The 25,396-nt window shown below is 53.5% G+C and carries 26 protein-coding genes and 24 other annotated features; of the genes, 19 read left to right on the top strand and 7 right to left on the bottom strand.

What is annotated here, in order from left to right; translation table 11 throughout:
- Window positions 1–44: 44 nt before the first annotated feature.
- Window positions 45–50, top strand: a ribosome-binding site (putative RBS for STM2357; RegulonDB:STMS1H002485).
- The 7 genes from STM2357 to hisP all read left to right on the top strand — a co-directional run bounded on the left by STM2357 (window position 45) and on the right by hisP (window position 6,504).
- Window positions 45–1,457 (top strand): putative amino acid transporter gene (locus STM2357; RefSeq protein ID NP_461299.1). Within the gene, window positions 51–1,457 belong to an annotated coding region; the region does not span the whole gene. Its footprint overlaps the feature before it by 6 nt.
- Window positions 1,458–1,470: 13 nt before the next feature.
- Window positions 1,471–1,476, top strand: a ribosome-binding site (putative RBS for ubiX; RegulonDB:STMS1H002484).
- Window positions 1,471–2,053, top strand: a protein-coding gene (gene ubiX / locus STM2356; RefSeq protein ID NP_461298.1) for a 3-octaprenyl-4-hydroxybenzoate carboxy-lyase. Within the gene, window positions 1,484–2,053 belong to an annotated coding region; the region does not span the whole gene. It overlaps the preceding feature by 6 nt.
- Window positions 2,054–2,330: 277 nt before the next feature.
- Window positions 2,331–2,336 (top strand) — a ribosome-binding site (putative RBS for argT; RegulonDB:STMS1H002483).
- Window positions 2,331–3,124, top strand: a protein-coding gene (argT, locus tag STM2355; protein ID NP_461297.1) for a lysine/arginine/ornithine transport protein. Within the gene, window positions 2,342–3,124 belong to an annotated coding region; the region does not span the whole gene. It overlaps the preceding feature by 6 nt.
- 227 nt (window positions 3,125–3,351) lie before the next feature.
- Window positions 3,352–3,357: a ribosome-binding site (putative RBS for hisJ; RegulonDB:STMS1H002482), on the top strand.
- Window positions 3,352–4,144, top strand: a protein-coding gene (gene hisJ, locus STM2354) for a histidine transport protein (RefSeq protein NP_461296.1). Within the gene, window positions 3,362–4,144 belong to an annotated coding region; the region does not span the whole gene. (Overlaps the previous feature by 6 nt.)
- Window positions 4,145–4,313: 169 nt before the next feature.
- Window positions 4,314–4,319 (top strand) — a ribosome-binding site (putative RBS for hisQ; RegulonDB:STMS1H002481).
- Window positions 4,314–5,013, top strand: a protein-coding gene (gene hisQ / locus STM2353; protein ID NP_461295.1) for a histidine and lysine/arginine/ornithine transport system. Within the gene, window positions 4,327–5,013 belong to an annotated coding region; the region does not span the whole gene. Its footprint overlaps the feature before it by 6 nt.
- Window positions 4,998–5,003, top strand: a ribosome-binding site (putative RBS for hisM; RegulonDB:STMS1H002480). It overlaps the preceding gene by 6 nt.
- Window positions 4,998–5,717, top strand: a protein-coding gene (gene hisM, locus STM2352; RefSeq protein ID NP_461294.1) for a histidine and lysine/arginine/ornithine transport protein. Within the gene, window positions 5,010–5,717 belong to an annotated coding region; the region does not span the whole gene. Before hisQ ends, hisM begins: the two co-directional genes overlap by 16 nt.
- 10 nt (window positions 5,718–5,727) lie before the next feature.
- Entirely contained in the window at window positions 5,728–6,504 is a 777-nt protein-coding gene (hisP, locus tag STM2351; RefSeq protein NP_461293.1) for a histidine and lysine/arginine/ornithine transport protein, read from the top strand.
- 51 nt (window positions 6,505–6,555) lie between these two features.
- Here the strand turns inward: hisP and yfcH are convergent.
- Window positions 6,556–7,460 (bottom strand): putative sugar nucleotide epimerase gene (gene yfcH, locus STM2350; RefSeq protein NP_461292.1). Within the gene, window positions 6,556–7,449 belong to an annotated coding region; the region does not span the whole gene.
- Window positions 7,455–7,460 (bottom strand) — a ribosome-binding site (putative RBS for yfcH; RegulonDB:STMS1H002479). It overlaps the preceding gene by 6 nt.
- 114 nt (window positions 7,461–7,574) lie before the next feature.
- Window positions 7,575–8,233, bottom strand: a protein-coding gene (gene yfcG / locus STM2349) for a putative glutathione S-transferase (protein ID NP_461291.1). Within the gene, window positions 7,575–8,222 belong to an annotated coding region; the region does not span the whole gene.
- Window positions 8,228–8,233 (bottom strand) — a ribosome-binding site (putative RBS for yfcG; RegulonDB:STMS1H002478). Its footprint overlaps the gene before it by 6 nt.
- Window positions 8,234–8,355: 122 nt before the next feature.
- Window positions 8,356–8,361, top strand: a ribosome-binding site (putative RBS for yfcF; RegulonDB:STMS1H002477).
- Between yfcG and yfcF the strand changes: the two genes are divergently transcribed.
- The 3 genes from yfcF (at window position 8,356) to STM2346 (ending at window position 10,227) form a co-directional block, all read left to right on the top strand.
- Window positions 8,356–9,009, top strand: a protein-coding gene (yfcF, locus tag STM2348; protein NP_461290.1) for a putative glutathione-S-transferase. Within the gene, window positions 8,365–9,009 belong to an annotated coding region; the region does not span the whole gene. Its footprint overlaps the feature before it by 6 nt.
- A 43-nt stretch (window positions 9,010–9,052) precedes the next feature.
- Window positions 9,053–9,058, top strand: a ribosome-binding site (putative RBS for yfcE; RegulonDB:STMS1H002476).
- The gene (gene yfcE, locus STM2347; RefSeq protein NP_461289.1) for a putative phosphoesterase occupies window positions 9,053–9,616 on the top strand. Within the gene, window positions 9,065–9,616 belong to an annotated coding region; the region does not span the whole gene. (Overlaps the previous feature by 6 nt.)
- 45 nt (window positions 9,617–9,661) lie before the next feature.
- Window positions 9,662–9,667, top strand: a ribosome-binding site (putative RBS for STM2346; RegulonDB:STMS1H002475).
- The gene (locus tag STM2346; RefSeq protein NP_461288.1) for a putative NTP pyrophosphohydrolase occupies window positions 9,662–10,227 on the top strand. Within the gene, window positions 9,673–10,227 belong to an annotated coding region; the region does not span the whole gene. It overlaps the preceding feature by 6 nt.
- Before the next feature lie 5 nt (window positions 10,228–10,232).
- On the opposite strand, the gene STM2345 is transcribed toward STM2346, so the two are convergent.
- The gene (locus tag STM2345) for a putative transcriptional regulator (protein ID NP_461287.1) occupies window positions 10,233–11,260 on the bottom strand. Within the gene, window positions 10,233–11,252 belong to an annotated coding region; the region does not span the whole gene.
- Window positions 11,255–11,260: a ribosome-binding site (putative RBS for STM2345; RegulonDB:STMS1H002474), on the bottom strand. It overlaps the preceding gene by 6 nt.
- A gap of 238 nt (window positions 11,261–11,498) precedes the next feature.
- Window positions 11,499–11,504, top strand: a ribosome-binding site (putative RBS for STM2344; RegulonDB:STMS1H002473).
- On the opposite strand from STM2345, the gene STM2344 reads away from it, so the two are divergent.
- The 5 genes from STM2344 to STM2340 all read left to right on the top strand — a co-directional run bounded on the left by STM2344 (window position 11,499) and on the right by STM2340 (window position 15,486).
- The gene (locus tag STM2344; RefSeq protein NP_461286.1) for a putative phosphotransferase system occupies window positions 11,499–11,948 on the top strand. Within the gene, window positions 11,505–11,948 belong to an annotated coding region; the region does not span the whole gene. It overlaps the preceding feature by 6 nt.
- 74 nt (window positions 11,949–12,022) lie before the next feature.
- Window positions 12,023–12,028 (top strand) — a ribosome-binding site (putative RBS for STM2343; RegulonDB:STMS1H002472).
- The gene (locus STM2343) for a putative cytoplasmic protein (protein ID NP_461285.1) occupies window positions 12,023–12,301 on the top strand. Within the gene, window positions 12,029–12,301 belong to an annotated coding region; the region does not span the whole gene. Its footprint overlaps the feature before it by 6 nt.
- Window positions 12,302–12,314: 13 nt before the next feature.
- Window positions 12,315–12,320 (top strand) — a ribosome-binding site (putative RBS for STM2342; RegulonDB:STMS1H002471).
- Window positions 12,315–13,713 (top strand): putative inner membrane protein gene (locus tag STM2342; protein NP_461284.3). Within the gene, window positions 12,322–13,713 belong to an annotated coding region; the region does not span the whole gene. It overlaps the preceding feature by 6 nt.
- Window positions 13,704–13,709: a ribosome-binding site (putative RBS for STM2341; RegulonDB:STMS1H002470), on the top strand. Its footprint overlaps the gene before it by 6 nt.
- Window positions 13,704–14,540 (top strand): putative transketolase gene (locus STM2341; protein NP_461283.1). Within the gene, window positions 13,710–14,540 belong to an annotated coding region; the region does not span the whole gene. The genes STM2342 and STM2341 overlap by 10 nt, the downstream gene beginning before the upstream one ends.
- Window positions 14,526–14,531: a ribosome-binding site (putative RBS for STM2340; RegulonDB:STMS1H002469), on the top strand. (Overlaps the previous gene by 6 nt.)
- The gene (locus tag STM2340; protein ID NP_461282.1) for a putative transketolase occupies window positions 14,526–15,486 on the top strand. Within the gene, window positions 14,533–15,486 belong to an annotated coding region; the region does not span the whole gene. The genes STM2341 and STM2340 overlap by 15 nt, the downstream gene beginning before the upstream one ends.
- Window positions 15,487–15,534: 48 nt before the next feature.
- Here the strand turns inward: STM2340 and yfcC are convergent.
- From yfcC to ackA, 3 genes are all read right to left on the bottom strand, one after another.
- Window positions 15,535–17,070, bottom strand: a protein-coding gene (yfcC, locus tag STM2339) for a putative integral membrane protein (RefSeq protein ID NP_461281.1). Within the gene, window positions 15,535–17,055 belong to an annotated coding region; the region does not span the whole gene.
- Window positions 17,065–17,070, bottom strand: a ribosome-binding site (putative RBS for yfcC; RegulonDB:STMS1H002468). (Overlaps the previous gene by 6 nt.)
- A gap of 202 nt (window positions 17,071–17,272) precedes the next feature.
- The gene (pta, locus tag STM2338; RefSeq protein ID NP_461280.1) for a phosphotransacetylase occupies window positions 17,273–19,428 on the bottom strand. Within the gene, window positions 17,273–19,417 belong to an annotated coding region; the region does not span the whole gene.
- Window positions 19,423–19,428 (bottom strand) — a ribosome-binding site (putative RBS for pta; RegulonDB:STMS1H002467). (Overlaps the previous gene by 6 nt.)
- Window positions 19,429–19,493: 65 nt before the next feature.
- The gene (gene ackA, locus STM2337; RefSeq protein ID NP_461279.1) for an acetate kinase A occupies window positions 19,494–20,707 on the bottom strand. Within the gene, window positions 19,494–20,696 belong to an annotated coding region; the region does not span the whole gene.
- Window positions 20,702–20,707 (bottom strand) — a ribosome-binding site (putative RBS for ackA; RegulonDB:STMS1H002466). It overlaps the preceding gene by 6 nt.
- Window positions 20,708–21,025: 318 nt before the next feature.
- Window positions 21,026–21,031, top strand: a ribosome-binding site (putative RBS for STM2336; RegulonDB:STMS1H002465).
- Here ackA and STM2336 point away from each other — a divergent pair.
- From STM2336 to yfbS, 4 genes are all read left to right on the top strand, one after another.
- The gene (locus STM2336) for a putative cytoplasmic protein (RefSeq protein NP_461278.1) occupies window positions 21,026–21,491 on the top strand. Within the gene, window positions 21,036–21,491 belong to an annotated coding region; the region does not span the whole gene. It overlaps the preceding feature by 6 nt.
- Window positions 21,492–21,561: 70 nt before the next feature.
- Window positions 21,562–21,567: a ribosome-binding site (putative RBS for yfbU; RegulonDB:STMS1H002464), on the top strand.
- The gene (yfbU, locus tag STM2335; RefSeq protein NP_461277.1) for a putative cytoplasmic protein occupies window positions 21,562–22,068 on the top strand. Within the gene, window positions 21,574–22,068 belong to an annotated coding region; the region does not span the whole gene. It overlaps the preceding feature by 6 nt.
- Window positions 22,061–22,738, top strand: a complete 678-nt coding sequence (gene yfbT / locus STM2334) for a putative phosphatase (protein NP_461276.3) — start codon at window positions 22,061–22,063, stop codon at window positions 22,736–22,738. The genes yfbU and yfbT overlap by 8 nt, the downstream gene beginning before the upstream one ends.
- Window positions 22,739–22,803: 65 nt before the next feature.
- Window positions 22,804–22,809: a ribosome-binding site (putative RBS for yfbS; RegulonDB:STMS1H002463), on the top strand.
- The gene (gene yfbS / locus STM2333; RefSeq protein ID NP_461275.1) for a putative response regulator occupies window positions 22,804–24,641 on the top strand. Within the gene, window positions 22,815–24,641 belong to an annotated coding region; the region does not span the whole gene. It overlaps the preceding feature by 6 nt.
- Window positions 24,642–24,732: 91 nt before the next feature.
- On the opposite strand, the gene STM2332 is transcribed toward yfbS, so the two are convergent.
- The gene (locus tag STM2332; RefSeq protein ID NP_461274.1) for a putative hydrolase of HD superfamily occupies window positions 24,733–25,342 on the bottom strand. Within the gene, window positions 24,733–25,332 belong to an annotated coding region; the region does not span the whole gene.
- Window positions 25,337–25,342: a ribosome-binding site (putative RBS for STM2332; RegulonDB:STMS1H002462), on the bottom strand. It overlaps the preceding gene by 6 nt.
- Window positions 25,343–25,396: the final 54 nt, after the last annotated feature.

The raw sequence follows: 25,396 nt of genomic DNA, 5'->3' as shown, positions 1-25,396 counted from the left end.
CGGCTATGTCGCGGCGGCATCTTTGACCTCACGAAAGACAGGGAGTAACGATGGATACCCTGCAACAATCTCCGCCAGCAGAGCCTGAAGGCGGTCTGCGGCGTAACCTGAAGAAGCGGCACCTGCTGATGATGTCGCTGGGCGGCACGATTGGCACCGGCTTATTTATCGGCATTGCCGAACCGTTAAGCAGCGTCGGGCCGGCGGGAACCTTACTGGCCTATCTGTTTGCCGGAACCATTATGCTGGCGACGATGATGTGTCTTGGCGAATTATCATGCGCCTTTCCTCACTCCGGTTCATTTCAACATTACGCGCTGATGTTTATGCCGTCACCTTGCTGGAGCTATACCATTGGCTGGCTTTACTGGTTTAGCTGGGTCTTTTCCCTGGCGGCCGACCTCACTGCCGCAGGGTTTATTGCTCACCAGTTTTTCCCCGCGGTTCCGGTATATATGTTCTGCCTGGCGATTCTGCTCATCCTGACGGCCATCAATCTCACCTCCGCAAAAAGTTTTGGCGAATGCGAATACTGGCTTTCGGCCATTAAGGTTTTCGCGATCGTGCTGTTTATTTGCGCGGGCGGGGTTATGATCTACTCGCTAATGGGCCATAGTGACTGGCACCCGACGTTAAAAACAGACGGAATGTGGTTTCCCCACGGTTGGGAGCAAATTGTGGTTTATATGACGATCGTGATTTACTCCTTCCAGGGGGTGGAACTGGTAGGAAATGCGGCAGGGGAGACCGAATCGCCGCACATTATTTTACCGAAAGTGATCCTGGGGATCGGTCTCAGAATCATTTTGTTTTACGGCCTGGCGATTGCGGTGCTGGCGCTGGTCTATCCGCATGAACTGACGCCAAATGGACAAAGTCCCTTTGTATGGGTATTCTCCCACGCGGGCATTCCGGGGGCGGATACGCTGATGACGCTGGTGATCTTTTCCGCCGCGGTTTCTGCCGCTAACTCGGCCATTTACGCCAGTTCGCGTATGCTGTGGTCTATGGCGGGCGATCGCTTTGCGCCAGCCTGCTTTGGTAAAACGAACGGCGGCGGCGTGCCGGTGTATGCTATTTTAATCACGGCCTTGTTGGCGTTAGTGTCGTTGCTGACCCGCTATATTCCCGCACAGCAATTTTATTTATATCTGATCGCCAGTACCGGGCAGGTGGGTTGCCTGGCATGGATAACCATCGGATGGTGCCAGTATCGCTTCCGACAATCGGTGCGTAATGGAACGTACGCCAGCGATTTGCTACGCTATCGATCGCCGCTTTTCCCCTGGACGGCCCGATTTGTCATTATCACCAATTTTGCCATTATGGTCGGCACCTGGTTTAGTGAGCAGGGGGTAGTGATAATGTTGGTTGAGCTGGCTTTTATGATAGGGATTCTTTTGTCATGGTATCTCTTCAGACCCACTTTGAGCCGATTACGTAACACAGTGGGATGAACGGCGCTCGTAAACGGTAAGAGAACATGAAACGACTCATTGTAGGAATTAGCGGCGCCAGCGGAGCGATTTATGGCGTGCGCTTATTACAAATTTTGCGCGATGTCGATAGCGTGGAAACGCATCTGGTGATGAGCCAGGCGGCCCGGCAAACGCTGGCGCTGGAGACCCATTTTTCGCTGCGCGAGGTGCAGGCGCTGGCCGATGTGACGCACGATGCGCGCGACATTGCCGCCAGCATTTCCTCGGGCTCTTACCCGACGGCGGGAATGGTTATCTTGCCCTGTTCGATTAAAACGCTGTCGGGGATTGTCCACAGTTATACTGACGGACTGCTTACCCGCGCGGCGGATGTGATATTAAAAGAGCGGCGACCTCTGGTGCTGTGTGTGCGCGAAACGCCGCTGCATATCGGGCATTTGCGTTTAATGACCCAGGCCGCTGAGATAGGCGCGGTGATTATGCCGCCGGTTCCGGCTTTTTATCATCTTCCTCAGACGTTAGATGATGTTATAAATCAAACGGTTAACCGAGTGCTGGATCAGTTTGATATCCCCCTTCCGCACGATCTTTTTGTTCGCTGGCAGGGCGCATAGCGTTGTCTGTTTAGCGTGCATTATTGTCCCTGTTGCCCTGTTTCAGGGCAATTTTGTAACCGCGATCATATCCTCAACATTTAATTCGTTAAAAGCCGCCGAAACGCTGCGGTTCAACCGTCATACCTGCTATCTTCAACATCAGGACAATATTGCAACGTTTTATTAACAAATTTAACGTCGAATCGTTTTGCTGACGTGAAAATGGCATAAGACCTGCATGAAAAAGTCTGCAAACACACAACGCCACGTAAAACATAAGAAAATGACGCCACTTGAGGGGTATGTATGAAGAAGACCGTTCTCGCTTTGTCTTTGCTGATAGGTCTGGGCGCGACGGCGGCCAGTTACGCCGCGCTCCCGCAAACGGTTCGTATTGGAACAGATACCACCTACGCGCCTTTCTCATCAAAAGATGCCAAAGGCGAGTTTATTGGCTTTGATATCGATCTCGGTAATGAAATGTGTAAGCGTATGCAGGTGAAATGTACCTGGGTCGCCAGCGACTTTGATGCGCTTATTCCCTCACTAAAAGCGAAAAAAATTGATGCCATTATTTCATCGCTCTCTATCACCGATAAACGCCAGCAAGAAATTGCGTTTTCCGACAAACTTTACGCGGCGGATTCACGCCTGATTGCGGCAAAAGGGTCTCCCATTCAGCCGACGCTGGAATCGCTGAAAGGCAAGCATGTCGGCGTGCTGCAAGGGTCCACGCAAGAGGCTTACGCCAATGATAACTGGCGCACTAAAGGTGTGGATGTGGTGGCTTATGCCAACCAGGATCTTATCTATTCCGATTTAACCGCCGGTCGTCTGGATGCCGCATTACAGGATGAAGTCGCCGCCAGCGAAGGTTTCCTGAAGCAGCCAGCGGGCAAAGAGTATGCGTTTGCCGGTCCTTCCGTGAAGGATAAAAAATATTTTGGCGACGGGACGGGGGTTGGGCTGCGTAAAGATGATACCGAGCTAAAAGCCGCGTTTGATAAAGCGCTGACCGAACTGCGCCAGGACGGAACTTACGACAAAATGGCCAAAAAGTACTTCGATTTTAATGTTTACGGCGATTGAGGGAAGGGGATAACGCGCCGCGCTGGGGAACTATCACGGTGCAAAATAGATGTTTTGCACCTTTTTGGTGCATAAGCCGTTGCGGAACAGGCGCATAAATGCATACTTAATCGATTTTTATGCAAAATAAACCGGCTGACAAGGTAGAATGCTTTGCCTTGTCGGCCTGATTAATGGCACGATAGTCGCATCGGATCTGTAAAGATCTCCTGGAAAGACAGTCTGTTGAGGATAGTTATGAAAAAACTGGCGTTATCCCTTTCTCTGGTGCTGGCATTTTCCAGCGCTACCGCAGCATTTGCCGCTATTCCACAAAAGATTCGCATCGGTACCGATCCTACATACGCACCGTTTGAATCCAAAAATGCACAAGGTGAATTGGTCGGCTTTGATATCGATCTGGCCAAAGAGCTGTGCAAACGTATCAACACACAGTGTACGTTCGTGGAAAACCCGCTGGATGCGCTGATTCCGTCTTTAAAAGCGAAGAAAATTGATGCCATCATGTCCTCGCTGTCCATCACTGAAAAGCGCCAGCAGGAAATCGCGTTTACCGACAAGCTTTACGCCGCTGATTCCCGTCTGGTGGTGGCGAAGAACTCTGATATTCAGCCGACCGTCGCGTCGCTGAAAGGCAAGCGCGTCGGCGTGCTACAGGGGACGACGCAGGAGACCTTCGGCAATGAGCACTGGGCGCCGAAAGGGATTGAGATCGTCTCTTACCAGGGGCAGGACAACATTTATTCCGACCTGACGGCTGGCCGTATTGATGCGGCGTTCCAGGACGAGGTCGCGGCCAGCGAAGGTTTCCTTAAACAGCCCGTCGGAAAAGACTATAAATTCGGCGGCCCGGCGGTGAAAGATGAGAAGTTATTCGGCGTAGGAACCGGTATGGGGCTGCGCAAAGAGGATAACGAGCTGCGCGAAGCGCTGAACAAAGCCTTTGCTGAAATGCGTGCTGACGGTACTTACGAAAAGCTGGCGAAAAAGTACTTTGATTTTGATGTTTATGGCGGTTAATCACCGTCGGTGCAGATAAAGCCCAAAGAATGTTGACTGTCTGCATTGCCTGATGGCGCTGTGCGTGTCAGGCCTACGGGGAGCATCGTAGGCCGGGCAAGGCACAGCCGCCATCCGGCGTGATGTGAGGCAAAAATGCAAAAGAGGCTTATTACTTCACCACACACAACAGGACAGGCTGCATGTTGTACGGGTTTTCAGGCGTAATTTTACAGGGCGCGATCGTCACGCTGGAACTGGCGCTCAGTTCCGTGGTGCTGGCCGTGCTTATCGGTCTCGTCGGCGCGGGGGCGAAGCTTTCGCAAAACCGGGTAACGGGGCTTATTTTTGAAGGGTACACCACCCTGATTCGCGGGGTGCCGGATCTGGTCTTAATGCTGCTGATATTTTACGGATTGCAAATCGCGCTTAACGTGGTGACCGATTCGCTGGGTATCGACCAGATAGATATTGATCCGATGGTGGCCGGTATTATCACCCTTGGTTTCATCTACGGCGCCTATTTTACCGAAACCTTTCGCGGCGCGTTTATGGCGGTGCCGAAAGGCCATATCGAGGCGGCGACGGCCTTTGGTTTTACCCACGGGCAAACCTTCCGGCGGATTATGTTCCCGGCGATGATGCGTTACGCCCTGCCGGGGATCGGCAATAACTGGCAGGTGATACTCAAAGCGACGGCGCTGGTGTCGCTGCTGGGCCTGGAAGATGTCGTCAAAGCCACGCAGCTTGCCGGTAAAAGTACCTGGGAGCCTTTCTATTTTGCCGTGGTCTGTGGACTTATCTACCTGGTATTTACCACCGTTTCCAATGGTGTGCTGCTCTTACTTGAGCGTCGCTATTCCGTGGGCGTGAAGAGGGCCGATTTGTGATTGAGATCATTCAGGAGTACTGGAAATCCCTGCTTTGGACGGATGGCTATCGTTTTACCGGCGTGGCGATTACGCTGTGGCTGTTAATTTCATCGGTGGTGATGGGCGGTCTTCTGGCGGTGATTCTGGCGGTAGGCCGCGTTTCCAGTAATAAATTCATCCGTTTTCCCATCTGGCTGTTTACGTATATTTTTCGCGGCACGCCGCTGTACGTACAGCTACTGGTGTTCTATTCGGGGATGTATACGCTGGAGATAGTCAAAGGCACCGATCTTCTTAACGCGTTTTTCCGCAGCGGACTAAACTGTACCGTACTGGCGCTGACGCTGAATACCTGCGCGTACACCACGGAAATTTTCGCCGGGGCGATTCGCTCGGTACCGCACGGTGAAATTGAAGCGGCACGGGCCTATGGCTTCTCGTCATTTAAAATGTATCGCTGCATTATTTTGCCGTCGGCATTACGCATCGCCTTGCCTGCCTACAGCAACGAAGTGATTTTAATGCTGCACTCTACGGCGCTGGCGTTTACCGCGACGGTGCCGGATTTGTTGAAAATCGCCCGCGATATTAACTCAGCGACTTACCAGCCGTTTACCGCGTTTGGCATTGCCGCCGTGTTGTATTTACTCATTTCGTATGTCCTGATAAGCCTGTTCCGTCGGGCGGAAAGACGCTGGTTGCAGCACGTGTCCTCTAAATAATTCGAGTAACATGATGTCAGAAAATAAATTACACGTTATCGATTTGCACAAACGCTACGGCGGTCATGAAGTGCTGAAAGGGGTATCGCTGCAGGCCCGCGCCGGAGATGTGATTAGCATCATCGGCTCGTCCGGCTCCGGTAAAAGCACTTTTTTGCGCTGTATTAACTTCCTCGAAAAACCGAGCGAAGGCGCGATTATCGTGAACGGTCAGAACATTAATCTGGTGCGCGACAAAGATGGGCAGCTCAAAGTGGCGGATAAAAATCAGCTACGCTTGTTGCGTACCCGCCTGACGATGGTGTTTCAGCACTTCAACCTCTGGAGCCACATGACGGTGCTGGAAAATGTGATGGAAGCGCCGATTCAGGTACTGGGATTAAGCAAGCACGACGCGCGCGAGCGGGCGTTGAAATATCTGGCGAAGGTGGGGATTGATGAGCGCGCTCAGGGCAAATATCCCGTCCATCTCTCCGGCGGCCAACAGCAGCGCGTTTCTATTGCGCGCGCGCTGGCGATGGAACCTGACGTTTTACTGTTCGATGAACCCACATCGGCGCTCGATCCTGAACTGGTCGGCGAAGTGTTGCGCATCATGCAACAACTGGCGGAAGAAGGCAAAACGATGGTGGTGGTCACGCATGAAATGGGCTTCGCTCGCCATGTCTCTTCGCACGTTATTTTTCTGCATCAGGGGAAAATTGAAGAAGAGGGTGATCCGGAGCAGGTGTTCGGCAATCCGCAAAGCCCGCGTTTACAGCAATTCCTGAAAGGCTCGCTGAAATAAAAGAAGCCCGGCGGCGCATCGCTCACCGGGCAGGATACGGCGCTTTGGGAACTAGCGAATCACATCCGCCAGCGCCTCTTCTAAATCATACCAGCGAAATGCGAATCCGGCGGCTTCAAGCCGTTTTGGCAGCGCCCGCTGTCCGCCCAACACCAGCACTGACGACTCTCCCATCAATAAGCGAATTGCCGTCGCCGGAATGCGAATAATCGCCGGACGGCGCAGCGCGCGACCCAGCGCATGAGCAAAATGCTCATTATGGACGGGATACGGCGAGACCATATTGAAGGGACCGCGAAGATCGTTATCCAGCAGCCACAGAATGCCGTTGACCATATCGTCGATGTGAATCCAGGCCAGATATTGCCGACCATTACCCACCGGACCGCCGAGCCCGAGGCGAAACGGCGGAACCATTTTCCCCAGAATCCCGCCTTGCGGCGCCAGGACAACGCCGGTACGCAGCAGGCAGACGCGGGTCTGGTCGCTCTGCGCACGACAGGCAATCTGTTCCCAGCGGGCGCAAAGTTTATGCGTAAATTCGTTGTGCGGCGGCTCATCTTCAGTGACGACAACGTCACCCAGATCGCCGTAATAGCCCGTGGCGGAGCCGGATATCAACACCGAGGGCGGCGTTGCGCTGGCATGAATTAAATCCACCAACTTTTGCGTGATAGCCCAGCGGCTTTGGCACAACCGTTCTTTTTGTTGCGACGTCCAGCGCTTGTCGGCAATCGGTTCGCCCGCCAGATTGATGATGGCATCAATCTCATTGAGGTGCTCACGTTCCGCCAGCCCTTTCCATAATGTCACTCTGGAATCGAGAATCTGACGCGCGTTATCGGGATTGCGCGTAACGACCGTCACCTGATGCCCCAGTGTTAACAGCCGGGGAATGAGATGACGCCCTATCAGGCCTGTACCGCCGGTAATCAGAATCTGCATATGACCTCCAGAGTAGGGAGGATTTCCTCTTCCCTAATGTCAGGTTTTTAATACGAATAAGGGTGCCGGACGCAGGTTTTTTCCGTGTATACACCTCTACATCATACATGATGTATGCTACCGCGTTACGCTTTCGTACTGTTACAGTGCAGTTGCGCTTGTAACAGTGCGCGCGCTGTCGCAGGACGCGTGCGAATGCGTTCAAACCAGTTATACACCGCCGGGTAGGTATCAAGATCGATTCGCTGACGCTGATGTGCGTTAACCCACGGCCAACTGGCGATATCCGCAATACTGTAGTGGTCGCCGCCCAGCCACGGGGAGGTTTCCAGGCGTTTATTCAGGACGTTGTATAAGCGTTGCGTTTCAACCTGATAGCGTTCAATTGCATAGGGGATGGCCTGCGGCGCAAAGTGGTTAAAGTGATGATTCTGGCCCAGCATCGGCCCTAACCCGCCGACCTGCCAGAACAGCCATTGCAGCGTGGTATGGCGTTCACGCAGCTCCCCGCTAAGCAGTTTGCCGCTTTTTTCCGCCAGGTAGAGAAGAATTTCGCCGGATTCAAAAAGACTAAGCGGTTGACCGCCGTCTGCCGGGGCGTGATCGACGATGGCAGGAATTTTATTATTGGGAGAGATAGCCAAAAAATCAGGGCGAAACTGATTGCCCTTGCTGATATCTACTTTTAGCAAACGATACGCCAGCTCCGCCTCTTCCAGAAACAGCGTTATTTTATGCCCGTTGGGCGTGGGGGCGTAGTAAAGGTCAATCATTTTGGCTCCTGCATGTGCGTAAAGAGTCTGGGCTGAATTAAGTATAGAAAGCCTCCTGATGTGTGTGAGTTTTCATCAGGTGACAGCAGGCGAAAGACGCTATATTTTGGGAAGAAACCTAATACGCCCTCAAGAGGACATTATGAGTAAGCCTGTTATTGTGCTGTGGTCGGATGCGAACTTTTTCTCTCCCTACGTCTTGTCCGCCTGGGTGGCATTACAAGAAAAAGGGCTTTCCTTTACTCTGAAAACTCGCGATCTGGACCAGGGAGAACATCTGCAACCTGGCTGGCGAGGATATGCGCTGACGCAGCGCGTACCGGTGCTTGAGGCCGACAATTTTGAGCTGAGCGAGTCGTCCGCTATTGCGGAATACCTGGAGGAGCGTTTCGCGCCGCCGCAGTGGGAGCGTATCTACCCGCACGATTTACAAAAACGCGCCCGCGCGCGACAGATTCAGGCGTGGCTACGCAGCGATTTACTGCCGCTTCGCGAAGAACGGCCTACCGACGTAGTGTTTGCCGGGGCGAAAAAAGCGCCGCTAAGCGAGGCTGGAAAAGCCAGCGCGGCAAAACTGTTTGCGACGGCTGAAGCGCTATTGGGGCAGGGGACGCAAAATTTATTTGGTGAATGGTGCATTGCCGATACCGATCTGGCATTGATGATCAATCGTCTGGCGCTGCATGGCGATGACGTGCCGGCATCGCTGGCGGCATATGCGACATTCCAGTGGCAGCGTGCTTCCGTACAGCGTTTTATTGCGCTTTCCTCGAAGCGTTCAGGCTGAAAATCTATTCATATTCCAGTATCATAACGCCGTTTTTCACAACGAGGAGTGAGCGATGAAACTGATGTTCGCATCGGACATTCATGGTTCTTTACCCGCCACGGAACGCGTGCTTGAGCGGTTCGCGCAAAGCGGCGCGCGTTGGCTGGTGATATTAGGCGATGTCCTTAACCACGGGCCGCGAAATGCGCTGCCTGAAGGCTATGCGCCCGCTCAGGTTGCCGAACGCCTGAACGCGGTGGCGACGCAAATCATTGCCGTGCGCGGCAACTGCGATAGCGAAGTGGATCAGATGCTGCTGCATTTCCCGATAACTGCGCCGTGGCAGCAAATATTGACGCAAGAGAGGCGGCTATTTTTAACGCATGGGCACCTCTTCGGGCCGACGAATCTGCCCGCTCTGCATACTGGCGATGTGTTGGTCTATGGTCATACGCATCTGCCGGTGGCGCAACAGCAGGAAGGACTGTATCACTTTAATCCTGGGTCAGTGAGCATCCCGAAAGGCGGGTATGCGGCAAGCTACGGTATTCTGGATGATAATGTGTTGAGCGTAATCGCACTCAATGATCAAAGTATCATTGCGCAGGTTGCAATTAACTCGTAATTTACCTCACAAACGTAAATGCGCCGTAAGAGCGCCAGAAATAAGAAGGTTTCCTGATGGTGGAACAGCGTCGTTTGGCAAGTACGGAATGGGTGGATATTGTGAATGAAGACAATGAAGTCATTGCACAGTCCAGCCGGGAACAGATGCGTGCGCAACGCTTACGGCATCGTGCGACGTATATCGTCGTTCATGATGGTATGGGTAAAATTCTGGTGCAGCGTCGTACCGAAACAAAAGATTTTTTGCCCGGTATGTTAGATGCTACCGCAGGCGGCGTGGTTCAGGCTGATGAGCAGCTACTGGAATCTGCCCGCCGCGAAGCGGAAGAAGAGTTGGGTATTGCAGGCGTGCCGTTTGCCGAACACGGTCTGTTTTACTTTGAAGACCAACATTGCCGGGTTTGGGGCGCGCTGTTTAGCTGCGTTTCCCACGGGCCTTTCGCGCTTCAGGAAGATGAAGTCAGCGAAGTGTGTTGGCTGACCCCGGAGGAGATCACCGCGCGCTGTGATGAGTTTACGCCAGATTCGCTCAAAGCGCTGGCGCTGTGGATGACCCGCAACGCCAAAAACGAAGCCGCGCTCCAGGAGAAACCGGAAGAGACGGAATAAGCGTTTTAGCAGCTTTCCCGCATACATAAACTGGAGGCGATGGATTTTCGATCGCTCCAGTTTCCCTGATTTAACCTTTCCAACAGCGCCCGTCCGGCTTCACTGCCAATCTTACGGTGCGGTACGGCCATGGTGGTTAACGGCGGCTGGCAGACCCGGCTGACATCGCTATCGCCAAACCCGACCACCGCTAAATCGTCCGGAACTTTGATCCGCCGTCGTTGGCACTCGTATAACGCGCCGCAGGCCAGCTCATCCGATACGCATACCAGCGCGTCCAGCTCCGGCCACGCCAGTAAAAACTCCGGCAGTTGCGACGCGCCGGTAGAAAAATTGGGCGGCAAGGCGGCATTAATCACCCGGTTTGGCGACATATGGTGGCGAAGCATCGCTTTGTACCAGCCGTGCAGATGTTGCTGAAAAATCCACTGCTCCTGATTGGCGCATAGCAGCCCGATATTCTGATAACCGCGCTGAATCAGCATTTCCGTCAGCTCATACATTGCCGCAACGTTATCAATACCGATATTCATATCAATAGGATCGCTGCGAATCGCGCCCATCTCCATCACCGGGATAGAGGCATTTTTTAGCCACTGGCGCACGGTAGTGCTATGTTCGACGCTAAGCAGAATCGCTGCGGCAATGTTGGAGGCCAGCAGCGTTTCGAGCAGCTTCTCCTCTTGTTCCACGCGATGCTGCGATTCCGCCAGCATAATCTGGTAGCCTGCGGGCTGTAAAATTTGTTGCAGCCCGGCGAACATTTCAGAACACCCCGCTTCCGCAAGGTTCGGTACGACCATTGCGATGGTGTGCGAGGAGGCAGACGCCAGCGCGCTGGCGGCGAGATTAGGCATATAGCCCAGCTCATGCACTGCCGCTTCGATTTTTTCCCGGAGTTTATCAGAGACCTGTTCCGGCGTGCGTAAGGCTCGTGATACGGTCATCGTGCCTACACCGGCAAGTTGGGCTACATCGGCGATAGTCACTTTACCGGTACTGCGCCGTTTACGGGGTATCGACATACAAATTCCTGCGTCATTACAACATGTTGAGATGCTTTTTTATTGTCGTTCTTTGCTTCGCATGACTGGCAGTATACGCCTTAAATCCGCTTTTTTGCTGTGATTTCACACCATGATTTTAATTTGATAGCGCTATCACAATTCTGAGTAATAGTCGCTGGTAGCGCTATCTTTGTGATAACGATCGCAGCTAATATCGAATGGCTTGAATAAAGTTTGTTCATAATTTCATACACCGTGGGGGCGAATAACATGCTGGGAACCTGGTTATCTGACGCAACCATCACGCTACAGGAGAGCGTGGAAACGTGGCCGCAGGCGCTGGAAATTTGCGGCAAACCCCTGCTGGACGCAGGTGTTATCGCACCGGAATACCTTACGGCGATTGTTCAGCAGCACCAAAAGCTTGGGCCATATTATGTATTAGCGCCAGGGTTAGCGATGCCGCATGCGAGGCCGGAAGAGGGGGCGAAAGGGTTAGGTTTATCGTTACTGAAACTACAGCACGGCGTTTCATTTGGCGCAGACGAATTCGATCCGGTTGACATCATTATTATGCTGGCGGCGCCTGATAAGCACAGTCATATCGAAATGATATCGGCGCTGGCGGAATTATTTTCCAGTGATGTAGATATGGAAAAATTACATCAGGCAAAAAACCTGGAGGACATTAAAACGATTATTGACCGTTTCTGATTTTATTCCATTTTCTTGCGGTAAATAACATTACGCCCGTGCGTGATGCAGACCAACTCTACTTTTAAAAGGTGACAATAATGAAAATCATGGCAATTTGCGGTTCCGGCCTGGGTAGTAGTTTTATGGTAGAAATGAACATTAAAAAAGTATTAAAGAAACTCAATATTGACGCCGAGGTGGAACACTCCGATCTTTCATCGGCCACGCCCGGGGCTGCCGATCTTTTTGTAATGGCCAAAGATATCGCGGCCAGCGCCAGCGTACCGGAAAGCCAACTGGTGGTGATCAATAACATCATCGACATCAACGAACTGGAAACGCAGCTGCGCGCATGGTTCGCTAAACAATAATTATTGCTGGCGAGGTGGATATGTTTATCCTTGAAACGCTGAATTTTGTTGTTGATATTTTAAAAGTGCCCTCGGTGCTTGTAGGGTTAATTGCGCTGATTGGTCTGGTGGCGCAGAAAAAAGCGTTTTCCGATGTGGTGAAAGGCACGATTAAAACCATTTTAGGTTTTATTGTGCTTGGCGGCGGCGCAACCGTACTGGTGGGTTCATTAAATCCGCTAGGGGGTATGTTTGAACACGCTTTTAATATTCAGGGCATTATTCCTAATAATGAAGCGATAGTCTCAATCGCGCTGGAAAAATATGGCGCGTCCACGGCGTTAATTATGGCATTTGGTATGGTGGCCAATATTGTCGTGGCACGCTTTACGCGTCTTAAATATATCTTTTTGACCGGGCATCACACCTTTTACATGGCCTGTATGATTGGCGTAATCCTGACCGTGGCGGGGTTTGAGGGCGTAGGGCTGGTCTTCACCGGATCGCTGATCCTGGGGCTGGTGATGGCCTTCTTCCCGGCCTTGGCTCAACGTTATATGAGGCGGATTACCGGTACCGATGACATTGCGTTTGGTCACTTCGGTACCCTGGGATATGTGCTTTCCGGCTGGATTGGCAGCCTGTGTGGTAAAGGCTCCCGCTCCACGGAAGAGATGAACCTGCCGAAAAACCTCAGTTTTTTACGCGACAGTTCTATCTCGATTTCGCTGACCATGATGATTATCTATCTGATCATGGCAGTCAGCGCAGGGCGTGAGTATGTCGAAGCGACGTTTAGCGGCGGGCAAAACTATCTGGTGTACGCCATCATCATGGCAATCACCTTCGCCGCCGGCGTATTCATCATTCTGCAAGGCGTCCGTCTGATTCTGGCGGAAATTGTTCCGGCCTTTACCGGCTTTTCAGAAAAACTGGTGCCAAACGCGCGTCCGGCGCTGGACTGCCCGGTGGTGTATCCCTATGCCCCTAACGCGGTACTGATTGGCTTCCTGTTCAGTTTTCTCGGCGGGCTGGTGGGGCTGTTCCTGCTTGGACAGATGAAGCTTGTGTTAATCCTGCCAGGCGTTGTGCCGCACTTCTTTACCGGCGCGACCGCAGGCGTCTTTGGCAATGCCACCGGCGGTCGCCGCGGGGCGATGATCGGCGCATTTGCTAATGGTCTATTAATCACTTTCCTGCCAGTGCTGTTACTGCCGGTTCTCGGCGCGATCGGCTTCGCCAATACCACGTTCTCGGATGCTGACTTTGGCGTAATCGGTATTTTGCTGGGCAACCTGGCGCGTTATCTGTCGCCGATGGCTATCACGGGGCTGGTGGTGGCGCTATTCGCGCTACTGGTGGCGTACAACGTGTTGGCCAAAAACAAAAAAGCGACTGCCGAAGTGCAGGAAAATAGCGGAGCGAAAGAATGAACGTAACCGAAATCACCCAACTGGCGCGCGATATTCGCGTCGCCACGCTCAAATCCTTAAACCATCTTGGCTTTGGTCACTATGGCGGCAGCATGTCGGTAGTGGAGACTCTGGCGGTTCTGTACGGCGCGGTGATGAAAATCGACCCTGCCGACCCGGACTGGCCGGAACGCGATTACTTCGTACTGTCGAAAGGCCATGCGGGCCCCGCGTTGTACAGTACCCTGGCGATTAAAGGCTATTTCCCGCGCGAAGAGCTGAATACGCTTAACCAGAACGGCACCCGTCTTCCCAGCCATCCGGATCGGCTAAAAACGCGCGGCGTGGACGCCACGACCGGCTCACTGGGACAGGGCATCTCTATTGCGGGCGGAATGGCGTTGTCGCATAAACTGGCGCGGCGACCCAACCGGGTATTTTGCATTGTCGGCGATGGGGAGCTGAATGAAGGGCAGTGCTGGGAGGCGTTTCAGTTTATTGCCCACCACCGCCTGAATAATCTGACCGTTTTCATTGACTGGAATAAACAGCAGCTTGACGGCGAGCTGGAGGAGATTATCAATCCATTCGATCTGGAAGGGAAATTCCGTGCGTTTGGTTTCGATGTCGTCACCGTCAAAGGCGATGATATCGCCGGACTACTGGCGGTGGTTCAGCCTGTGCCGCCCGCCGATGCCCAGCCACGGGTTGTGATCCTTGACAGCATTAAAGGGCAGGGGGTGCCATGCCTGGAGCAGTTAACGAATTCTCACCACTTACGCCTGACGGATGGCATGAAGCAGACGCTCAATGAGGCCATTCATCAACTGGAGGTCATGCATGATTAAGCTTGCGCCCGCAGGGCTTAAAGACGATATCGAAATGCGCAAAGTTTACGCCGGTTTTATCGCCGGGCAGATTGAGGCCGGAAGCCCAATTATTGCGCTTGAGGCTGATTTAATGAGCTCAATGGCGATGGACAGCGTGGCGCGTGACTACCCGCAGCATGTCATTAACTGCGGTATTATGGAGGCGAATGTGATTGGCACGGCGGCGGGGCTGGCGCTGACCGGTCGTAAACCGTTTGTGCATACCTTTACCGCTTTTGCCAGCCGTCGCTGTTTTGATCAGCTCTTTATGGCGCTGGATTATCAGCGTAACAACGTCAAAGTGATCGCCTCCGATGCCGGAGTGACAGCGTGCCATAACGGCGGCACCCATATGTCTTTTGAAGATATGGGGATTGTTCGCGGGCTGGCGCACTCCGTAGTACTGGAGGTGACGGATGCGGTGATGTTCGCGGATATTTTACGCCAGCTAATGGACCTGGACGGTTTTTACTGGCTGCGTACCATCCGTAAGCAGGCGCGGAGTATCTATGCGCCAGGCTCTACCTTTACCATTGGCAAGGGCAACGTACTGCGCGAGGGCGATGATATTACGCTTATCGCCAACGGCATTATGGTGGCGGAGGCGCTGGAGGCGGCGCGCCAACTGGAGCAGGAAGGTGTGAGCGCCGCGGTCATTGATATGTTCACCTTAAAGCCTATCGATCGCATGTTGGTGAAAAACTACGCGGAAAAAACGCGGCGTATCGTCACGTGTGAAAACCACAGCATCCATAATGGACTGGGGTCAGCGGTGGCGGAAGTGCTGGTGGAAAACTGTCCGGTGCCGATGCGCCGTGTTGGCGTCAAAGAGCGTTATGGGCAGGTAGGAACGCAGGATTTCTTACAAAAAGAGTACGGACTCACCGCCGAAGCGATTGTAGAAGCCGCGAAATCACTGCTTTAATCATGGAGATATTGCCGGATGGCGCTGATGCTCATCCGGCATTTTGGATCAATGATATCCCATCATCTGCGCGCCAATGACGACCACGCTGGACATAATAAACAGTAGTCCCAGCAGCGACGCCCCCACTTTCAGCCAGTTGCGAAAATCGACCCGGCACACGCCCAGCGTGGCCATCAGCGAGGCTGATGTCGGATAGATAATATGGCTGAAGCCATCGCCAAACTGGAAGGCCAGAACAGTCACCTGACGGTTAACACCGACCAGATCGCCGAGCGGCGCCAGTAATGGCATGGTTAACGCCGCCTGACCCGAACCGGACGTGACAAAGAAATTAAATACCGCCTGGAAGAGCAGCATAAACCAGGCGGCGATAGCATTATTAAGCCCGCTGATGCCATGCGCGATACTGTTAAGCAACGTATTGAGCACGCTGGGTTCCCCGGCTTCGCCGTTGCCGACCAGCAGCAGAATGCCTTTGGCAAAACCCACCAGCAAGGCGGGCGCGATCATCATTCTCGCCCCTTCGGTGAATGAGGACGCCATCACGTTGACCGTCATACCGTTGAGGCGGAAGATAACGCCAATGAGGCCGATCACCACGCCCATGGTGAAAAACTGGCTGGCGATCTCCGGAATAAACCAGGCGTGGACAATCACGCCCCAGACGACCCAAATCATTACGCCGGTCAGGACCAGCAGTACCAGCCAGTCACCGAAGGTGAAAGGGCGCTGGACGACTTCATCCTGCTGTTCGCGGAAATAGCGATCGGATTCGTGGACGCGGGACAGCAGCGGATTCTTTTTCACGCGTGAGGCGTAGACCAGCGTAAAAACCAGCCCAATCAGCGTGGCGACAATCCAGACCACAATACGCAGCCCGGAGCCGGAAAGTACCGGCACGCCGGCAATCCCCTGGGCGACGACTACGCAAAACGGGTTCATCCACGAACTGGCAAAGCCAATTTGGGTGGCGATATAGGTCACCAGGACGGTGGTAATGCTGTCATAGCCCAGCCTGACCATCAGCGGGGCTATGATAATTGCAAAGGCGACCGCCTCTTCGCCCATGCCAAATACGGCGCCCCCTAACGAAAAGAGGACAAATAGCACCGGAATAAACAGGACTTCGTTGCCCCGCGTGTGGCGAATAAGCGCCAGAATGCCGTTATCCACGGTGCCGGTACGCATCACGATGCCGAATGCGCCGCCAATCACCAACATAAACATAATGATGCCGACGGCAGTGCCGAATTTCGATCCGGATGTTAACCCTTCAAACGGAAAATTCATCAGCCCTGGTCTTTCATCGCCGGTAGTGAAAAATTGTACTCGATGATACTGCGCTTCCCCGGCCTCGTTGGTCACAATGCGAAAAGAGTGCGGGTCGACGACTTTGCGGGTTTTTGTCTGACCATCGACCTGATACTGCACTTCCTGGCTATCAAACATCCCAACGGGGACGACCCAGGTGGCGATACTGGTTAAAATGGCGACAAAAAAGATGATGACCAGCGTATCGGGCATTGCCCATTTTCTGGCTGTTTTTGATTCTGTAACGACAGACATGACAGACTATCCCTGTTGCAAAGCAAAGAGGCTAAGTATGAGAAGAAGGGAATAGTTATTCATTGATGCAGCGCAGTTAAGCAAAAAATTCCGCTTTGCAGGGTAAATAGCAGAATGCCGGATGGCGATGCTAACGCGTCTTATCCGGCCTACAACGGTATCTCACCTGTAGGCCGGACAAGGCGTTCACGCCGCCATCCGGCATTAGCTTTTACTGTTACTGCTGCTGCTGAGAAGCCTGGATCGCCGTCAGGGCGATGGTGTAGACGATATCGTCAACCAGCGCGCCACGGGACAGGTCGTTCACCGGCTTGCGCATACCCTGCAACATCGGCCCGATGGAGATCAGGTCGGCAGAACGCTGTACCGCTTTGTAGGTGGTGTTACCGGTGTTCAGATCCGGGAAAATGAACACGGTAGCGCGACCCGCAACCGGCGAGTTCGGCGCTTTGGATTTCGCTACGTCAGCCATGACCGCGGCGTCGTACTGCAACGGACCGTCGATCATCAGGTCAGGACGTTTTTCCTGCGCCAGACGCGTCGCTTCACGTACTTTCTCTACGTCGCTGCCCGCGCCAGAGGTGCCGGTGGAGTAGGAGAGCATTGCCACACGCGGTTCGATGCCGAAGGCAATGGCGGAATCCGCAGACTGAATCGCGATTTCTGCCAGCTGCTCTGCGGTCGGGTCTGGGTTGATTGCGCAGTCGCCGTAAACGTAAACCTGTTCCGGCAGTAGCATAAAGAACACAGAAGAGACCAGGGAGCTACCCGGCGCCGTTTTAATAAGCTGCAGCGGCGGACGGATGGTGTTGGCGGTGGTATGAACCGCGCCGGAAACCAGGCCGTCGACTTCGTCTTGCTCCAGCATCAGCGTGCCGAGCACCACGTTGTCTTCCAGCTGTTCGCGGGCAACCGGTTCGGTCATGCCTTTGCTCTTACGCAGCTCAACCAGGCGAGCGACATAGCTTTCACGCACCACTTCCGGATCGACGATTTCAATACCTGCGCCCAGCTCAACGCCCTGAGATGCCGCGACGCGGTTGATTTCATCCGGGTTGCCCAGCAGTACGCAAGTGGCGATGCCGCGTTCAGCGCAGATTGCCGCCGCTTTGACGGTACGCGGTTCGTCGCCTTCCGGCAGCACTACGCGTTTACCGGCTTTACGCGCCAGCTCAGTCAGTTGGTAGCGGAACGCCGGCGGAGAGAGACGACGGCTACGCTCGGAAGTGGCGGTCAGCGACTCGATCCACTCAGCGTTAACGTAGTTCGCGACGTATTCCTGAACTTTCTCGATGCGCTCATGGTCATCAACCGGGACTTCCAGATTGAAGCTTTGCAGGCTCAGCGAAGTCTGCCAGGTGTTGGTGTTCACCATAAAGACCGGCAGACCGGTGGCGAATGCGCGTTCGCACAGTTTAGAAATGCGCGCGTCCATTTCATAGCCGCCGGTCAGCAACAGGGCGCCGATTTCTACGCCGTTCATCGCGGCCAGGCAAGCTGCGACCAGTACGTCCGGACGGTCAGCGGAGGTCACTAACAACGAGCCTGCGCGGAAATGTTCCAGCATATGCGGAATACTACGCGCGCAGAAAGTGACGGATTTAACGCGGCGGGTTTTGATATCGCCTTCGTTAATGATGGTGGCGTTCAGGTGACGCGCCATATCGATAGCGCGGGTCGCAATCAGGTCGAAGCTCCACGGCACCGCGCCCAGAACCGGCAGCGGGCTGGATTCCTGCAGTTTAGCAGGATCGATTTTGATCACCTGCGCTTTGGAAGAGTCGTCAAAGATCTCCGACAGATCCGGGCGAGTACGGCCTTGTTCATCAACCGGCGCATTCAGTTTGTTGATAATAACACCGGTGATGTTGGTGTTTTTCGCGCCGCCGAAGCTGCTGCGCGTCAGTTCGATACGCTCGTTCAGCTGTTCTGGCGTGTCGGTACCCTGAGACATGACAAAAACGATTTCCGCATTCAGCGTTTTCGCGATTTCATAGTTCAGAGACTGAGCGAACTGATGTTTACGGGTCGGAACCAGACCTTCAACCAGCACCACTTCCGCGTCTTTGGTATTCGCATGGTAGTTCGCGATGATCTCTTCCATCAGCACGTCTTTCTGGTTGCTGGAGAGCAGAGATTCAACGTGGCTCATCTTCAGCGGTTCAGCCGCCGGCAGGGTAGAGTTCGCGCGAACGATAGTGGTGGTCTGGTCAGGCGCATCGCCGCCAGCGCGAGGCTGGGCGATAGGCTTAAAGACGCTCAGACGAACGCCTTTGCGTTCCATAGCACGGATGACGCCGAGGCTGACGCTGGTCAGGCCGACGCTGGTTCCGGTAGGGATCAGCATAATAATACGGGACACGGTTTATCCTCTTTCGTTACCGTCTTTTGGGGACGGGTTACAAAACAGCACCGCCAGCGAGGCTGGCGGTGTGAAATCAGGCAGTCAGACGGCTCGCGTCTTGCGCGATAACCAGTTCTTCGTTGGTTGGGATCACCACCGCCGGACGGGTACCTTCTTTGTTGATGAAACCAGATTTGCCGAAGCGGGCCGCCAGGTTACGTTCGTGGTCGACTTCAAAGCCCAGCACGCCCAGTTTACCCAGAGACAGCTCGCGAACCATCGCGGCGTTTTCACCGATACCGCCGGTGAACACGACTGCATCCAGACGACCGTCCATCAGAGCGGTGTAAGAACCGATGTATTTCGCCAGGCGGTGGCAGTAAACGTCCATCGCACGTTTAGCGTCTTCTTTGGTGGCGTAGTTGTCTTCAACATAACGGCAGTCGCTGGTCACTTCAGTCAGACCCAGCAGACCGGACTCTTTGGTCAGCATTTTGTTGATCTGATCCACGCTCATGCCCAGAGTGTCGTGCAGGTGGAAGATAATCGCAGGGTCGATATCGCCGGAACGGGTACCCATGACCAGGCCTTCCAGCGGGGTCAGACCCATAGAGGTATCCACGCATTTACCGTTACGGATAGCGGAAACAGAACCGCCGTTGCCCAGGTGGCAGGTGATAATGTTCAGTTCTTCTACCGGCTTGTTCAGCATTTTTGCCGCTTCCTGAGTTACATAGAAGTGGCTGGTGCCGTGTGCGCCATAGCGACGAACGCCGTGTTCTTTATACAGGCTGTACGGCAGGGCATACAGGTAAGATTCTTCCGGCATGGTCTGATGGAAGGCGGTGTCGAATACTGCAACGTTTTTATCTTTCAGCTGCGGGAAAGATTTCAGCGCTTCGGCGATACCAATCAGGTGAGCCGGGTTATGCAGCGGTGCGAAAGAGGCGGAATCTTTGATGCCCTGAATGACGGACTCATCAATGACTACGGAGCTGGTATACTTCTCGCCGCCGTGTACGATACGGTGACCAATTGCAGTTAACTGCGCAGACAGTTCTGGTTTTTGTGCCAGAATAGTGTTAACGATAAAGTTCAGCGCTTCACTGTGAGCGGCGCCTGCACCTAAAGCCGCTTCTTGTTTACTGCCGTCCATTTTCCATTTGATGCGTGCTTCTGGCAGATGGAAACATTCGGCTAAACCAGAAAGGTATTCATCACCATTAACTGCATCAATAATTGCAAATTTCAGTGAAGAACTACCGCAGTTCAGAACCAGTACTAACTTACTCGACATGGAAGTACCTATTTATGATACGTGGCTAAAAAAACGTCAGTGAGCCATAGAGCGTAGCGCATGATAGCCCTGACATTTATGATTAACATCATGCGCAGGAGTTTTTTTGGGCATGATGGAAGAAATACCTTTGAGTCTATGCCATTTTGCGTATTTTTCAGCCAATGGCATACTATGTGTAATATTGACGACTCAATGATTTTAAACTACCGGCCTTTGACAGGCCGACACAGGATACCTGATAGTGGGTATCGAAGACAAAATGTTTTGAACGTTGTCCCTCGCAGTTGTTGTTTTGCACAAATTTTTTAAATTTTATATGTGAAGTTGAGGTAGGCCATGTCGACACCGGATAATCGCTCCGTAAATTTTTTTAGCTTATTTCGCCGGGGGCAGCACTACGCGAAGACGTGGCCGATGGAAAAACGGCTGGCGCCCGTTTTCGTCGAAAACCGCGTCATTCGTATGACGCGCTATGCCATACGATTTATGCCGCCTGTCGCCGTCTTTACATTATGCTGGCAGATAGCGCTGGGCGGTCAGTTAGGTCCGGCCGTGGCGACCGCCCTGTTCGCCCTGAGCTTGCCCATGCAGGGATTATGGTGGTTAGGGAAACGTTCCGTGACGCCGTTGCCGCCTTCAATCCTTAACTGGTTTTACGAAGTTCGCGGTAAATTGCAGGAGGCTGGACAAGCGCTGGCGCCGGTAGAAGGAAAGCCGGATTACCAGGCATTAGCTGACACGCTTAAGCGCGCCTTCAAACAACTGGATAAAACTTTCCTGGATGATTTGTAATTGACCCCGGATTACGCATATAAAAGAAGGCATACCAATGCCTTCTTTTTTTCATCGCCATAGCGTGATACAGGAGTTCAAAATGGAAATGACCAACGCGCAACGTCTGATTTTGTCTAACCAGTACAAAATGATGACGATGCTCGATCCCACCAACGCCGAGCGTTACCGTCGCTTACAAACAATTATTGAACGCGGCTACGGCCTGCAGATGCGCGAGCTGGATCGCGAGTTTGGCGAGCTGACGGAAGAGACCTGTCGTACCATCATCGATATTATGGAGATGTACCATGCGCTGCACGTCTCCTGGACCAACCTCAAAGATACGCAAGCCATCGACGAACGTCGCGTCACCTTCCTGGGGTTTGACGCCGCGACAGAAGCGCGCTACCTCGGCTATGTCCGTTTTATGGTGAATATAGAAGGACGCTACACTCACTTTGACGCCGGGACACACGGCTTTAATGCCCAGACGCCGATGTGGGAAAAATACCAGCGGATGTTGAATGTCTGGCATGCCTGCCCGCGTCAGTACCACCTGAGCGCGAATGAAATCAATCAAATCATTAATGCCTGAGGAGGCTCGCGTGCAGTGTAAAGGTTTTCTGTTTGATCTGGATGGAACGTTGGTTGACTCATTACCTGCCGTTGAACGCGCGTGGTGTAGCTGGGCCGATCGTTTTAACCTTGCTCATGATGAGGTGCTGGGCTTTATTCATGGCAAACAGGCGATCACCTCGTTGCGGCATTTTATGGCGGGTAAATCGGAGGCGGAAATTGCCGCTGAGTTTACGCGCCTGGAGCAAATAGAAGCCACTGAAACCGCAGGGATCACCGCGCTGCCGGGGGCAGTCGATTTACTCAATCACCTGAATAAAGTGGGCATTCCGTGGGCTATCGTCACCTCCGGTTCAATGCCGGTCGCGCGTGCGCGCCATCAGGTCGCGGGCCTTCCAGCGCCAGAGGTGTTTGTCACCGCCGAACGAGTCAAACGCGGCAAACCGGAGCCGGATGCGTATTTGCTGGGCGCACAACTGCTTGGCCTGGCCCCTCAGGAGTGCGTCGTAGTAGAAGATGCCCCGGCTGGCGTGCTGTCCGGGCTGGCTGCGGGCTGCCACGTCATTGCGGTCAATGCGCCGGCCGACACGCCGCGTCTGGCGGATGTTGATTTTGCGTTGGATAGCCTGACGCAATTATCGGTCGCTAAACAACCAAACGGCGATGTGGTGGTGTTAAGAAAGACCTGATCATGATATCGCCCCGCTTTGGCGGGGCATATTTATGGCAGAATCGCGTTATCTTCTCATCTGACAAGGATATGTTGTGAACGGTGAATTGATTTGGGTTCTCTCTTTACTGGCGATTGCCGTCGTGTTGTTTGCGACGGGCAAAGTACGTATGGATGCGGTGGCTTTATTCGTCATTGTTGCTTTTGTCCTTAGCGGTACCTTGACCCTTCCGGAAGCCTTCTCCGGCTTTAGCGATCCGAATGTCATTCTTATCGCCGCCTTATTTATTATTGGCGACGGCCTCGTGCGCACCGGCGTTGCGACGGTGGTCGGTACCTGGCTGGTTAAAATGGCGGGCAGCAGTGAAATCAAGATGCTGGTTTTACTGATGATCACCGTCGCCGGACTTGGCGCTTTCATGAGTTCAACCGGCGTGGTGGCGATCTTTATCCCCGTTGTTCTTAGCGTTTCTATGCATATGCAGACCTCGCCTTCGCGCCTGATGATGCCGCTGAGTTTTGCCGGGCTTATCAGCGGAATGATGACGCTGGTGGCGACGCCGCCGAACCTGGTGGTTAACAGTGAACTGCTGCGTGAAGGCCTGCACGGGTTCAACTTTTTTAGCGTGACGCCGCTGGGGGTAGTGGTGTTGGCGCTCGGCATTGTTTATATGCTGGTGATGCGCTTCATGCTAAAAGGCGATGCGCCCGGACAACAGGCCGGTAAGCGTCGCACTTTCCGCGATCTTATCCGCGAGTACCGTCTGACGGGGCGCGCTCGTCGTCTGGCGATTCGCCCCGGTTCGCCGATGGTGGGACAGCGGCTGGACGACCTTAAACTGCGCGAACGTTACGGCGCCAATGTCATCGGCGTTGAACGCTGGCGGCGCTTTCGGCGGGTTATCGTCAATGTGAACGGCGTATCGGAGTTTCGCGCTCGCGACGTTCTGCTGATTGATATGTCGGCGGCGGAGGTTGACCTCAGAGAGTTCTGCGCCGAGCAACTGCTGGAACCGATGGTATTGCGTGGAGAATATTTTTCCGATCAGGCGTTGGATGTTGGCATGGCGGAAATTTCGCTTATTCCGGAGTCTGAACTGATAGGCAAGTCGGTGCGTGAAATCGCCTTCCGTACACGTTACGGGCTGAATGTGGTCGGCCTGAAACGCGACGGCGTCGCGCTGGAAGGATCGCTGGCCGATGAACCGTTATTGATGGGCGATATCATTCTGGTTGTGGGGAACTGGAAGTTAATCAGCCTGCTGGGGCAAAAAGGCCGCGACTTTGTGGTGCTGAATATGCCGGTCGAGGTCAGCGAAGCCTCTCCTGCGCACAGCCAGGCGCCGCACGCCATTTTCTGCCTGGTACTGATGGTGGCGCTGATGTTGACCGATGAAATTCCCAACCCGATCGCGGCGATTATCGCCTGCCTGCTGATGGGGAAATTTCGCTGTATTGATGCTGAAAGCGCGTATAAAGCGATCCACTGGCCGAGTATTATCTTGATTGTGGGTATGATGCCGTTTGCGCTGGCGTTGCAAAAAACCGGCGGCGTCTCTCTGGTCGTGCAAGGATTAATGGATATCGGCGGCGGCTATGGGCCGTATATGATGCTGGGATGCCTGTTCGTGCTGTGTGCCGTCATAGGACTGTTCATTTCTAACACGGCAACGGCGGTGCTGATGGCGCCGATTGCGCTGGCGGCGGCGAAATCGATGGGGGTGTCGCCCTATCCGTTTGCGATGGCGGTGGCGATGGCGGCATCCGCCGCCTTTATGACGCCGGTTTCATCGCCGGTCAATACTCTGGTTCTGGGGCCGGGAAACTATAGCTTTAGCGATTTTGTGAAGCTTGGCGTGCCGTTCACGCTTATTGTGATGGCGGTTTGTATTGTGATGATTCCAATGTTGTTTCCGTTTTAACCCCAGACAGGAAAAGGCCTGATGGCGCTACGCTTATCAGGCCTACGGGAAGAACGGTAGGCCGGATAAGGCGTTAGCCGCCATCCGGCAACTAAAGCGGTGAATCCTGGCTTATCTCGTCAAGAGAAAGATGGAAACTTGGTACGAATACCGCCATAAAATAGTCCATCTCCTGGCTGCGACGTAATTCCAGCGTTTTTTCCAGCCGCGTTTTTGCCAGTCCAAACTCATTGTTTCCCGCTGAGAGCTCCTCCAGGCATTTCAGGTAGGCGCAAAGCGCATCGGCCTGTTTTACGATTGCCTGTTCTTCTTCGCTCCAGGCATTCTCATCAATAAGCGGTGCGAAAATATCGCGTAATTCATCCGGCGCCATATCAACCAGCTTTTGCTGGGCGATTTTTTCGATCGCTTTATATTCCTGGGCTATCTGGGAATTAAAATATTTTACCGGCGTCGGCAGATCGCCGGTCAGTACTTCCGAGGCATCATGATACATCGCCAGAAGCGCGATGCGTTCAGCATTGAGCTGACCGCCAAATTTACGGTTTTTTATCGCCGCCAACGCATGGGCGACCATCGCCACCTGCAGACTATGTTCGGAGACGTTTTCTGTACGCACGTTACGCATCAGCGGCCAGCGGTTAATCAACTTCATGCGGGAGAGATGGGCGAAAAAATGGCTCTGCTTCATAGATTACCTTTTGTTTTCACTGCGGCAGACTTCATTGTGCGGGGAGGGAGATGAAGATGCAATT

It is taken from the genome of Salmonella enterica subsp. enterica serovar Typhimurium str. LT2, from assembly GCF_000006945.2.
In the GTDB taxonomy this organism is placed as follows: domain Bacteria; phylum Pseudomonadota; class Gammaproteobacteria; order Enterobacterales; family Enterobacteriaceae; genus Salmonella; species Salmonella enterica.
Note: the sequence above shows the minus strand (reverse complement) of the source record. Positions and strands in the feature narration are given on the sequence as shown.